This window comes from Microbacterium sp. Leaf179 (assembly GCF_001423785.1).
Classification (GTDB): Bacteria; Actinomycetota; Actinomycetes; order Actinomycetales; family Microbacteriaceae; genus Microbacterium.
Genome location: NZ_LMPH01000001.1, coordinates 1,280,200 through 1,292,257 on the forward strand (window position 1 = coordinate 1,280,200; position 12,058 = coordinate 1,292,257).

The 12,058-nt window shown below is 71.2% G+C and carries 11 protein-coding genes; 8 read left to right on the top strand and 3 right to left on the bottom strand.

The window, feature by feature from the left end:
- The first annotated feature begins 2 nt into the window (after positions 1-2).
- From thrC to prfA, 4 genes are all read left to right on the top strand, one after another.
- The gene (gene thrC, locus ASF96_RS05865) at positions 3-1,085 is read left to right on the top strand and encodes a threonine synthase (protein ID WP_055834824.1); all 1,083 of its coding nucleotides are present in this window, start codon (positions 3-5) and stop codon (positions 1,083-1,085) included.
- Positions 1,082-2,014 carry a homoserine kinase gene (thrB, locus tag ASF96_RS05870; RefSeq protein WP_055936881.1) on the top strand — a complete coding sequence of 311 codons (933 nt, stop codon included), beginning with the start codon at positions 1,082-1,084 and terminating at the stop codon, positions 2,012-2,014. Before thrC ends, thrB begins: the two co-directional genes overlap by 4 nt.
- Before the next feature lie 153 nt (positions 2,015-2,167).
- Complete coding sequence (gene rho, locus ASF96_RS05875) at positions 2,168-4,459, top strand: transcription termination factor Rho (protein WP_055936884.1); 2,292 nt, start codon at positions 2,168-2,170, stop codon at positions 4,457-4,459.
- Between the two features lie 32 nt (positions 4,460-4,491).
- A complete protein-coding gene (gene prfA, locus ASF96_RS05880; protein WP_055835947.1) occupies positions 4,492-5,568 on the top strand; it encodes a peptide chain release factor 1 in 1,077 nt (358 codons plus the stop codon).
- Positions 5,569-5,688: 120 nt separating this feature from the next.
- Here prfA and ASF96_RS05885 read toward each other — a convergent pair whose 3' ends face one another.
- The 3 genes from ASF96_RS05885 to cysK are packed head-to-tail and all read right to left on the bottom strand — an operon-like array spanning position 5,689 to position 8,616.
- Positions 5,689-7,092, bottom strand: a complete 1,404-nt coding sequence (locus ASF96_RS05885) for an amidase (protein WP_055936887.1) — start codon at positions 7,090-7,092, stop codon at positions 5,689-5,691.
- Between the two features lie 14 nt (positions 7,093-7,106).
- A complete protein-coding gene (gene epsC, locus ASF96_RS05890; protein WP_055936890.1) occupies positions 7,107-7,676 on the bottom strand; it encodes a serine O-acetyltransferase EpsC in 570 nt (189 codons plus the stop codon).
- A gap of 1 nt (position 7,677) precedes the next feature.
- On the bottom strand, positions 7,678-8,616 hold the full coding sequence (gene cysK / locus ASF96_RS05895) for a cysteine synthase A (protein ID WP_055834839.1): 939 nt from the start codon (positions 8,614-8,616) through the stop codon (positions 7,678-7,680).
- Positions 8,617-8,714: 98 nt separating this feature from the next.
- On the opposite strand from cysK, the gene prmC reads away from it, so the two are divergent.
- From prmC to ASF96_RS05915, 4 genes are read left to right on the top strand one after another with little or no spacing between them, the layout of a single operon-like run.
- Positions 8,715-9,602, top strand: a complete 888-nt coding sequence (gene prmC, locus ASF96_RS05900) for a peptide chain release factor N(5)-glutamine methyltransferase (RefSeq protein WP_055936893.1) — start codon at positions 8,715-8,717, stop codon at positions 9,600-9,602.
- A gap of 39 nt (positions 9,603-9,641) precedes the next feature.
- On the top strand, positions 9,642-10,427 hold the full coding sequence (locus ASF96_RS05905) for an L-threonylcarbamoyladenylate synthase (protein WP_055936896.1): 786 nt from the start codon (positions 9,642-9,644) through the stop codon (positions 10,425-10,427).
- Positions 10,424-11,578, top strand: coding sequence for an MraY family glycosyltransferase (locus ASF96_RS05910; protein WP_055834846.1), 1,155 nt, complete (start codon positions 10,424-10,426; stop codon positions 11,576-11,578). The genes ASF96_RS05905 and ASF96_RS05910 overlap by 4 nt, the downstream gene beginning before the upstream one ends.
- Positions 11,575-12,036, top strand: a complete 462-nt coding sequence (locus ASF96_RS05915) for a hypothetical protein (RefSeq protein WP_055834849.1) — start codon at positions 11,575-11,577, stop codon at positions 12,034-12,036. Before ASF96_RS05910 ends, ASF96_RS05915 begins: the two co-directional genes overlap by 4 nt.
- Positions 12,037-12,058 lie beyond the last annotated feature (22 nt).

The following is a 12,058-nucleotide window of genomic DNA, read 5'->3' on the forward strand; positions in this document are numbered from 1 at the left end:
ACATGGCACACCTCTGGCGCGGAGTCCTCCGCGAATACGCCGACCGTCTGGGCGTCACCGACGCCTCCACCGTCGTCACCCTCGGCGAGGGCGGCACGCCGCTCCTGCCCGCCCCGTCGCTGTCGCGCCGCACGGGCGCCGACGTCTGGGTGAAGTTCGAGGGGATGAACCCCACCGGCTCCTTCAAGGACCGCGGCATGACGGTCGCCCTCTCGCGCGCCGTCGAGCACGGCGCCAAGGCCGTCATCTGCGCCTCGACCGGCAACACCTCGGCGTCGGCGGCCGCCTACGCCGCGCACGCCGGCATCACCGCCGCGGTGCTCGTGCCCGAGGGCAAGATCGCCATGGGCAAGCTGAGCCAGGCCGTCGCGCACAACGGCCGCCTCATCCAGATCCGCGGCAACTTCGACGACTGCCTCGAGATCGCCCGCGAGCTGGCCGACCACTACCCGGTGCACCTCGTGAACTCGGTCAACCCCGACCGCATCGAGGGGCAGAAGACCGCCGCCTACGAGGTCGTCGAGGTTCTTGGCGACGCCCCCGACTTCCACTTCATCCCCGTCGGCAACGCGGGCAACTACACCGCCTACTCGCGCGGCTACCGCGAAGAGGCCGCCCGCGGCGCCGCCACGACCGTGCCCCGCATGTTCGGCTTCCAGGCCGCCGGCTCCGCCCCGCTCGTGCGCGGCGAGGTCGTGAAGAACCCCGAGACGATCGCCAGCGCCATCCGCATCGGCAACCCCGCCTCGTGGGATCTCGCCCTCGAAGCGCGCGACGCCACCGACGGCTGGTTCGGCGCGATCGACGATGCCCGCATCCTCGAAGCGCAGAAGATCCTGGCCGGCGAGGTCGGCATCTTCGTCGAGCCCGCCTCGGCGATCAGCGTCGCCGGACTGCTCGACCGGGCCGAGGCCGGGGTCATCTCCGCCGGCGCCAAGGTCGTCCTCACGGTCACCGGGCACGGACTCAAGGACCCGCAGTGGGCCCTCCGTCAGCCCGACGGCACCGACGTGCAGCCCACCGTCGTCGACGCCACCACCTCGGAGGTGGCATCCGTCCTGGACCTGCGGCCGGTGAGCGCGTGACCGCAGGCCCCGGCCGTCGGGTCGCGGTCCGCGTTCCCGCCACCAGCGCGAACCTCGGACCCGGCTTCGACACGCTCGGCCTCGCGCTCAGCGTGTACGACGAGCTCGTCGTCGAGCAGCTCGACGGCGACCGCCTCGAGATCGAGGTCGAGGGCGAGGGCGTCGCCGACGTCCCGCGCGACGCCTCGCACCTCGTCGTGCGGGCCATGGCCCACACCTACGCCTCCGTCGGCCGCTCCCTCCCGGGGCTGCGATTGACGGCGCGCAACGTGATCCCGCACGGGCGCGGCATGGGATCGTCGGGGGCCGCCGTGGTCGCCGGCATCCTCGCCGCGAAGGGGCTGCTCGAGGGCGACGCCGACTTCAGCGACGTCGACCTGCTGCGCCTGGCCACCGAGCTCGAGGGGCACCCCGACAACGTCGCGCCGGGCCTCTTCGGCGGGCTCACCATCGCGTGGATGGATGCCGCGGGACCGCAGCACAAGCAGCTCATCGTGCACCGCGGAGTGTCGCCCCTCGTGTTCGTGCCGAGCTTCACCATGTCGACCGCGGTCGCCCGCAGTCTGCAGCCGCTGCAGGTGCCCCGCGAGGACGCCGTGTTCAACGTCTCTCGCTCGGCGCTGCTCATCGCCGCGATGACGCAGAGCCCCGAGCTGCTCATGGCCGCCACCGAAGACAAGCTGCACCAGAACTACCGCGCGCAGGCCATGCCCGAAACCGACCGCCTCGTGCGGGCGTTGCGGTCAGAGGGCTACGCCGCGGTCGTGTCGGGTGCGGGGCCCAGCGTGCTCGTGCTCGCCGACGGTCCCGGACAGCGACTCGCCGCGGCGGATCTTATGGCATCCGTGGTCGACACCCCGTGGCAGGCGCTCATGCTCGCCGTCGACGTCAAGGGTGGTACAGTGAAAAACGCAGAGGGTTCCGCGTAACTTCGCGAATCTGAGCCTCTGCACCACCTGCGAAATCCGCAACACATCGCGAACCCGGTATCGGCTGCAGTCTCCCGAACCGCTGGTGTCTCTTCGTCTGCGTTCTGCACGGCGAAGCGCGATCTGATCACGTAGCACTTCAGAGGAGCACTCGTGGAGTCCATCTCCGAGACCCAGCCCATCGACGCGCCCGAGGGCGCCGAGACCCCCGCCGAAGAGCAGCCCACGGCTGCGACGCCGGGTACCGACACCGCGCAGGCCGAGGCCGTCGCCGAGACGACGGATGCCGAGGGCGTCGACGCTCCGGATGCCGCTGCCTCCGCCGCCGCGACCGACGCGGCGCAGCCCGAGGCACTGTTCACCGACGAGGCGCTCGCCTCGGACGCACCGGCCGCCGAGGCCGCGTCCGACGTCGCGGAGCCCGCCGCCGCCGAAGCGCCGGCCGAAGAGCCCGCGCCGGTCGAGAAGCCCGCCCGGGCACCGCGCAAGCGCGCACCTCGCCGCGCGACGACGGCCACCGCCAAAGAGAAGGCCGCCGCCGAGGCCGCTGCGGCCGAAGAGAAGGCTGCGGCTGACGCCGCCGCCGTCGAAGCCGCCGACGAGGCCGCAGCTGACGCTGCGGTCGTCGAGGCGCCCGCCGCCGAGTCCGCCTCGGACGACGCCGCGACCACTCCCGTGACCACCGCGGCCGATGTCGCCGACGAGGTGGCCGCCGCCGAGGCGACCTCGACCGTCGAGGCCGACGCCCCGACCGCTGACGCGCCCGTCGCCGATGCACCCGCCGTCGACGCACCCGCCGTCGACGCCCCGGCCGCCGACGAGGCCGCTGACGCGTCCACCTCCGACGCCGACGGCGCAGACCAGGCCGACGAGACCCCCGCCCGCGGCCGTGGCCGCAGCCGGTCGCGCAACCGCAACCGCAACAAGCCCGACGCCGCGGACAAGCCCGAGGCGCAGGCCGCGGCCGCCCCCGCCGACGAGGCCGAGGCCCCGCAGCAGGGTGGCCAGCGCGACAACCAGCGTGACGGTGGTCAGCGTGACAACCAGCGCGACTCGAACCAGCGTGACAACCAGCGCGAGGCCGGGCAGCGCGACAACCAGCGTGACTCGAACCAGCGTGACGGCAGCCAGCGTGACGCCGCCCAGCGTGACGGCAACCGCCAGAACGGCCAGCAGGCCCAGCAGCAGCAGGACGGCACGAGCAACCGCAACCGTCAGCGCAACAAGCGCCGCGGCCAGAACACCACGGGCGACGAGTTCGAGACCGAGATCGGCGAGGACGACGTGCTCGTTCCGATCGCCGGTGTGCTCGACGTGCTCGACAACTACGCCTTCGTGCGCACGACCGGCTACCTCTCGGGCCCGAGCGACGTCTACGTCTCGCTCGGTCAGGTGAAGAAGTACAACCTGCGCAAGGGCGACGCCGTCGTCGGCGCGATCAAGCAGCCCCGCGAGGGTGAGCAGCAGGGGCGTCAGAAGTACAACGCGCTCGTGCAGGTGGACTCCATCAACGGCCTCTCGGTCGAAGATGCCGCGACGCGCGTCGAGTTCAACAACCTCACGCCGCTCTACCCGCAGGAGCGCCTGCGCCTCGAGACCGGTCCCGAGAAGCTCACCCAGCGCATCATCGACCTGGTCGCCCCGGTCGGCAAGGGCCAGCGCGGTCTCATCGTGGCGCCGCCCAAGGCCGGCAAGACGATCGTTCTGCAGCAGATCGCCAACGCGATCGCCACGAACAACCCCGAGGTCCACCTCATGGTCGTGCTCGTCGACGAGCGTCCCGAAGAGGTCACCGACATGCAGCGGACCGTTCGCGGCGAGGTCATCGCCTCGACGTTCGACCGCCCGGCCGAAGACCACACCACGGTCGCCGAGCTCGCCATCGAGCGCGCCAAGCGTCTGGTCGAGCTCGGTCGCGACGTGGTCGTGCTGCTCGACTCGATCACCCGTCTCGGCCGCGCCTACAACCTGGCCGCGCCCACCTCGGGCCGCGTGCTCTCGGGTGGCGTCGACGCGTCGGCGCTGTACCCGCCGAAGCGCTTCTTCGGTGCCGCGCGCAACATCGAGAACGGCGGATCGCTCACGATCCTCGCCACCGCGCTGGTGGAGACCGGCTCCAAGATGGATGACGTGATCTTCGAGGAGTTCAAGGGCACCGGCAATAGCGAGCTGCGCCTGAACCGTCAGCTCGCCGACAAGCGCATCTTCCCGGCGGTCGACGTCAACGCGTCGAGCACGCGTCGCGAAGAGATGCTCCTGTCGAACGACGAGGTCAAGATCACCTGGAAGCTCCGCCGCGCGCTGGCCGGTCTCGAGCCCCAGCAGGCCCTCGAGGTCGTGCTCGGCAAGCTCAAAGAGACCCAGTCGAACGTCGAGTTCCTCGTGCAGATGCAGAAGTCGATCCCCGCGCCCGCGCGCGGCGGTGACGACAACAGCATCCGCTGATCCGACCGGGAGTCGCGATGTCGGTACCCGCGATGTTCGAGTCGGTGCGCAGCCTGCTCGACGAGCACAAAGCCGTTCAGGAGGAGCTCTCCGACCCGGCGGTGCACGCCGATGCGGTGCGCGCCAAGCGGGTCAACCGGCGCTACGCCGAGCTCAGCCGCATCGTGCACGCGTACGAGTCCTGGGTCACGGCATCCGATGATCTGGACGCTGCCCGCGAACTCGCCCGCGAGGACCAGGCGTTCGCCGACGAGGTGCCGGCACTGGAGGAGCGCGTCGTCGAGACGCAGGAGCGTCTTCGGCGCCTTCTCATCCCGCGCGACCCCGACGACGCCCGCGACGTGATCATGGAGATCAAGGGCGGTGAGGGCGGGGCCGAGAGCGCCCTGTTCGCCGCCGATCTGCTGCGCATGTACCTGCAGTACGCGGCATCGATGGGGTGGAAGACCGAGATGCTCGAACGCACCGAGTCCGACCTCGGCGGCTACAAAGACGTGCAGGTCGCGATCAAGGGGTCGTCGAGTGATCCCGCGCAGGGTGTGTGGGCGCACCTGAAGTACGAGGGCGGCGTGCACCGCGTGCAGCGGGTGCCGGCGACCGAGTCGCAGGGGCGCATCCACACCTCGACGACCGGCGTGCTGGTGTTCCCCGAGGTCGACGAGCCCGAAGAGGTCGGGATCGACCCCAACGACCTGAAGATCGACGTGTTCCGCTCGTCGGGACCGGGCGGCCAGTCGGTCAACACGACCGATTCGGCCGTGCGCATCACGCACGTGCCCACCGGCATCGTCGTGTCGATGCAGAACGAGAAGTCGCAGCTGCAGAACCGCGAGGCCGGCATGCGCGTCCTGCGCGCCCGCCTGCTCGCCAAGCAGCAGGAGGAGCGCGACGCGGTCGCCGCCGACGCGCGCAAGTCGCAGATCCGCGGCATGGACCGCTCCGAGCGCATCCGCACCTACAACTTCCCCGAGAACCGCATCGCCGACCACCGCACCGGGTACAAGGCCTACAACCTCGACCAGGTGATGGACGGCGCCCTCGGTCCGATCATCGAGTCGGCCATCACGGCCGACGAAGAGGCGCGTCTGACGGCATTGGCCGGCGAGTGACGCCGCCGCGTCGCGGCCCGAACTCCTGACGAATCGGCGATCTGGCGACTCCGCTCGCGCCGGGCGCCGGTGCGACACGAGAGTCATAGGAGTTCGGCTCGCCCGCCGGCCCCGAGATGCTCAGGCGTCCCACACCGGCGGGTGGGGGAGCGCTCCGCGACGGCCCTCGAGCTGAGCGGCGAACGACAACAGCACGGCTTCGCCGCCGGGGCGACCGACGAGCTGCACCGAGACCGGGTGCCCGGCGGCATCCGTCGTCACCGGCAGCGTCAGGGCCGGGAGCCCCGCGACGTTGACGAAGCTCGAGTACGGCGCGTACTCGACCTGCATCGCGAAAGTGCGTTCGGGATCGTGCCCCGCGTAGGAGCCCACGGGCTGGGGAGCCTGCGCCAACGCGGGGGTGAGCACCGCGTCGAACGCGGCGAAGCCGGCGATCGTGCGCCGTTCGAAAGCACGCGCCGAGGCGAGACCTCCCAGCAGGTCGAGCGACGACAGTCCGCGCCCCTCGCGCACGAGCCACGCCGTCAGCGGCTCGACCAGTGTCATGTCGTCGTCGCTGAGGGGGATGCGCGCGGCGCTCGCGCGCCACAGCACGTGGAAGAGCGACGCGTAGCCGAACGGATGCCAGTCGGCGTCCTCGACGTCGTGCCCGGCGTCGGCGAGCCAGGCGGCGGCCGTGTCGTAGGCCGAGCGCGCATCGGGATCGAGGGTGATGTTCTCGTCGTCGTCCCACGGCGAGACCGTGGTGACGCCGATGCGGAGCGGGCCCGGGTCGCGCCGTGCGGCGTCGACGAACGGGCCGGTGCCGGGGGCGGCCGTGGCGTAGGTGAACGGGCCAAGTCCCACCAGGGCGTCCAGCAGCAGTGCCGCATCTTCGACGCTCCGCGCGATCGGGCCGGTGACCGACAGCCCGTCGGGGGAATCGAAGCCCGAGCCGATCGGCAGCCGTCCGCGCGAGGGCTTGAGCCCGACGACGCCCGTCGTCGCCGACGGGATACGGATCGATCCGCCACCGTCGGACCCCACCGCGGCGGGCAGCAGCCCCGCGGCGACCGCGACGGCGGCGCCGCCGCTCGAACCGCCCGCGCCCGCCGAGAGGCGCCAGGGATCGCGGGCCGGCGCGTGGATGAGGGGTTCGGTGAAGCCGGTGAGGCCGAACTCGGACGTGCTCGTCTTGCCGAGGTTCACCGCGCCCGCGGCGTCGAGCGCCTCGGCCAGCGGATCGGACGTCGAGGGGACGAGATGGGTGCGGGAGCGCGAGCCGTACCGCGTCGGCACCCCGGCGCGGGCGACGAGGTCCTTGTCGGCGAGGGGGATCCCCCACAGCGGACCCCGGGTGGGGGAGGCGGCGACCTCACCGGCTCGGCGGATCGCGGCATCCGGGGTCACCTCGGCGAACGCCCCCAGATCCGCGAACCGTCGGATGCGGGCGAGGTAGTGGGCAGCGAGGTCGGTGGGCGAGAGATCGCCCGCGCGCAGCGCTGCGACCTGCGCGGCGAGGGAGAGATCGTGCAGCCGCGTCATGAGTGGGGCCTGCGTCAGATCGAGTACTCGGGCGCGGTCAGCAGGGCGCGCGTGTCTTCGCCGCCCCGTCGCGAGCGCGCCGTGGCGGGAACACCGACCAGAACGCTGTCGGCGGGGGCGTCGCGCGTCACGACGGCGTTGGCCCCGACGACGCTGTGCGCACCCAGGGTGATCGGGCCGAGCACCTTCGCTCCGGCTCCGACGGCGACGCCGTCGTGCAGGGTGGGATGCCGCTTGCCCCCCTCGCGCTGACGACCGCCGAGCGTGACCCCGTGATACAGCATGACGTCGTCGCCGACCTCGGCCGTCTCGCCGATGACGACACCCATGCCGTGGTCGATGAAGAAGCGTCGGCCGATCGTGGCGCCCGGATGGATCTCGATCCCGGTGAGCCACCGGGTCACCTGCGACAGGGCCCGCGCCGGGAAGCGCAGACCCTGTCGCCACAGGCGGTGCGAGACGCGGTGCATCCACACCGCGTGCAGGCCCGGGTACAGCAGGGCGATCTCGAGCCCGCTCCGGGCTGCCGGATCACGGAGTTTGGCGGCGGCGACGTCTTCGCGGATGCGGGAGATGGCCCCCACGTCAGTCTTCGCGCAGGTGCTCGTACAGGGCCGTCGAGAGGTACCGCTCGCCGTACGAGGGGATGATCACGACGATGTTCTTGCCGGCGGCTTCGGGGCGGCGGGCCACCTCGAGAGCCGCCCAGATGGCGGCACCCGACGACATGCCGACCAGGATGCCGTCTTTGGCCGCGGTCTCGCGGGCCAGACGGATCGCGTCGTCGAACTCGACGTCGATGACCTCGTCGATGATGTCGCGGTCGAGGATCGCGGGCACGAAGTTGGGACCGATGCCCTGGATCTTGTGGGGTCCGGGGTGGCCCTTGGTGAGGACGGGGGAGTCGGCCGGCTCGACGGCGACGATCTGCACGCCGGGCACGCGCTCTTTGAGCACCTGGCCGACGCCCGTGATCGTGCCGCCCGTGCCGATGCCGGCCACGAAGTAGTCGACCTTGCCGTCGGTGTCGCGCAGGATCTCTTCGGCCGTCGTCTTGCGGTGGATCGCCGGGTTCGCCTCGTTCTCGAACTGGCGGGCCCAGACGGCTCCCGGGGTCTCGGCCACGATGCGCTTGGCCTCGTCGACGGCGTGCGACATGCCCTTGGTGGGGTCGGTCAGCACGAGGTCGGCGCCGAAGGCCTTGAGCAGGATGCGACGCTCTTTCGACATCGACGCCGGCATCGTCAGGATGACCTTGTAGCCGCGGGCGGCGCCCACCATCGCGAGGGCGATGCCGGTGTTGCCGCTGGTGGACTCGACGATCGTGCCGCCCGGCTTCAGCTCGCCCGAGGCTTCGGCCGCGTCGACGATGGCGATGCCCAGTCGGTCCTTCACGCTGGAGGCCGGGTTGTAGAACTCGAGCTTGGCGAGGATCTGCGCGTCGGTACCCTCCGCCACGCGGTTCAGTCGCACGAGCGGCGTGTCGCCGAACGCGGAGGTGATGTCGGAGTGGATGCCGGGCATGGCTCGCCTTTCGCCGTCGATCAGAACCCCCTCATTTTAGGCGAGGCCACCGACGTCTCCGGCCGTATGACGCCGCGCGACTAGGCTGGGCTCCCGTCATGCCAGAGACCGTCCTCGCCCCCGCCCCGCCGTCGGTCGCCGACGTCGTCCGCGACACCGCCCGGCGCTTCAGCGCAGCCGGAGTCCCCGACCCGCAGGTCGATGCCGAGCTGCTCGTCGCGCACGTGCTCGACTCCTCTCGCGGGGGAGTGCAGGCCGCCGCCATCCGGGGCGATCGGATGCCGCCCCCCGCCGTCGCGGCCCTGGCGCCGCTCGTCGACCGACGCTGCGCGCGCGAACCGCTGCAGCACCTGACGGGTCTTGCGCCCTTCCGCTCCCTGGAACTGGCGGTCGGGCCGGGCGTCTTCGTGCCGCGACCCGAGACCGAGATGGTGGCGCAACTGGCGATCGATGCGTTGCGCTCCGTGGCATCCGAGAGTCCGATCGCCGTCGACCTCGGCACGGGCAGCGGCGCGATCGCGCTCGCGATGGCCACCGAGGTGTCGCACGCGCGGGTCTTCGCGGCCGAGAACTCGGTCGACGCCTACATCTGGACGAAGCAGAACGCCGACCGCATCGGCGCGCGCAACGTCACGCTCGCCTTCATCGACCTCGCCGACGCGTTCCCCGAGCTCGACGGCACGGTGTCGGTCGTGGCATCCAACCCGCCCTACGTGCCCGACGACGCGATTCCCCGCGACCCGGAGGTGCGGTTGTTCGATCCGCCGGCAGCGCTCTACGGCGGACCCGACGGATTGGATGCCGTGCGGCAGCTGAGCCGCGTGGGTCTGCGTCTCGCCCATCCCGGCGGCTCGATCGTCATCGAGCACGGCGAGTGGCAGGGAGCGGCCATCCGCGACATCCTCACCGCCGACGGCTGGCGCGCGGCGGCGACGCACCCCGACCTCACCGCCCGGGACCGCGCGACGACGGCCGTACGCCCCTGACCATGATCGGCCGCGCGCGCGACTAGACTGGCGCGCGTTATGTCACCCGTCTACGACTGCCGTGACGAGTCGCAGCTGCTTCCCGGAATGCGCCACGCGCGTCAGGCGATCGGCCGAGGCGAACTCGTCGTGCTCCCCACCGACACCGTCTACGGAATCGCCGCCGACGCGTTCAATGCGCGTGCCGTCACGGGACTCCTCGAGGCGAAGGGCCGCGGCCGCCAGCAGCCGCCGCCCGTGCTCGTCGCCGGCGTCGGGACGCTCCGCGCCCTCGTCGCCGAGATCCCGCCCGCGGTCGACGACCTCGTGCGTGAGTTCTGGCCGGGAGGTCTGACCATCGTGCTGCCCGCGCAGCCCTCGCTGTCGTGGGATCTCGGCGACACCCACGGCACCGTGGCCGTGCGCATGCCGGCCCACAAGCTCACCCTCGAACTGCTCGAGGAGACCGGTCCCCTCGCCGTCTCGAGCGCCAACCGCACCGGCATGCCCGCCGCGGTGAACATCGACTCCGCGCGCGACATGCTCGGCGACAGTGTCGCGGCCTACCTCGACGCCGGGGTGAGCGAGACCGGCATCGCCTCGACCATCGTCGACGCGACCACCCTGGTCGGGGGAGCGGAGCCCCGGGTGCGCGTGCTGCGCGAGGGGGCGATCTCGCGCGAGCGCCTGCGCGAGGTGCTCGGCGACCTGCTCGAGCCCGACCCGGTCGACGACCGCGACGTGACCCCGTCCGCTCCCGTGTCGCTCGACACCCCCTCGTCGTCCGACCCCGCGCCGCGGGCCGACGCTCACGAGACCCCGGATTCCGAGGCGCCGGGTCCGTGACCCAGTACCTTCTCACCATCCTCTTCACGGCAGCGGTGACGCTGGCGCTGTCGTGGGTGGTGTGGAAGCTCGCCCTGCGGTTCAAGCTGTACCCCGGGATCCGCGATCGCGACGTGCACAAGACGCCGACCCCGCGCCTGGGCGGGGTCGCGATGTTCCTCGGCGTCGTGGCCGCCTTCGCGCTGTCGAGCCGCAACCCCTACTTCTCGATCTTCTGGACCGACCCGGTTCCGGTGCTCTCGCTGCTCGGCGCGGTGCTGCTGATCGTCCTCGTCGGTGTCGCCGACGACCTGTGGGACCTGGACTGGATGATCAAGCTCGGCGCGCAGTTCATCGCCGCCGGGATCATCGCCTGGTTCGGCCAGTTGCAGATCCTCTCGCTGCCGATCGGCGCCCTCACGGTCGGGTCGAGCTGGGTGAGTTTCCTGCTCACCGTCTTCGCCCTCGTCGTCGTCATGAACGCCGTGAACTTCATCGACGGGCTCAACGGTCTGGTCGCGGGGGTCTGCCTCATCGCCAACGGGGTCTTCTTCGCGTACTCGTACCTGCTCGTGCGCGACACCGGCGCCAGCACCTACTTCAACCTGGCGTCGTTCATCGCGGCGGTGCTGGTGGGGGCCTGTCTCGGGTTCCTCCCGATGAACTGGACGCCCGCCAAGCTCTTCATGGGCGACGCCGGGGCGCTCATGCTCGGTCTGCTCATGGCGAGCTCGGCCATCGCGATCACCGGGCAGCTCGACCCCGCCGTGCTCGACCCCGAGAAGATCGGGCGATCGCAGCTGCTGGGTGCGTTCATCCCCATCCTGCTGCCGGTCGTGATCGTGCTGCTTCCCCTGCTCGACTTCGGGCTCGCCGTCGCGCGGCGCCAGTGGGCCGGACGCTCGCCGTTCTCGCCCGACCGCAAACACCTGCACCATCGCATGCTCGACATGGGTCACACCGATCGCGATGCCGTGCTCATCTTCTACAGCTGGACCGCCGTGGTGAGCCTGGCGTTCCTGCTCATGTACATCGGCACCCAGCAGAGCTGGCCCGGCGACTACGCCTTCGGCATCGTCTTCGGCATCGTCGGCGTCGCCGCCTGCGTGGTGCTCACCCTGCTTCCGTCCCGGCGCTTCGCGCGTCGCCCCGTCCGTGAGGAACCGTCATGACCGCCCCGCTCTCCAGCACCCCCGTTCTGCGCGCCGCCCTGATCTGGTCGGCGGTGGTCGCGGTGGTCGTGCTCGTCGTCGCCGTCGGGGTCGGCGCTCTCGTCGCCGGGGGTGACGGAGCGCTCAGCGGGGGAGTGGGAGCCGCGGTGGGCGCCATCTTCCCGGCGCTGACGGCCGTGAGCATCCTCGTCGCCAACCGCTTCTACGGCCACCCGTCGTGGCTGCAGATCTTCTTCGGCGTCGTGCTGGGCGGGTGGCTGCTGAAGTTCGTGCTCGTCATCGTGGCCTTCCTGGTGCTGCTGCGCCTGGAGTGGGTGGTGGCGCCGGTGTTCTTCTTCGCGCTGCTGGCCACGGCCGTCAGCTCGCTCGTCGTGGACCTCGTCGTCATCTCGCGCATGCGTCTTCCCGCGGTCTCCGAGACCGTCCTGCCGACGCACAGCGATCCCAATGAGGTCTGACCACACTCGGATGCCGCAAATC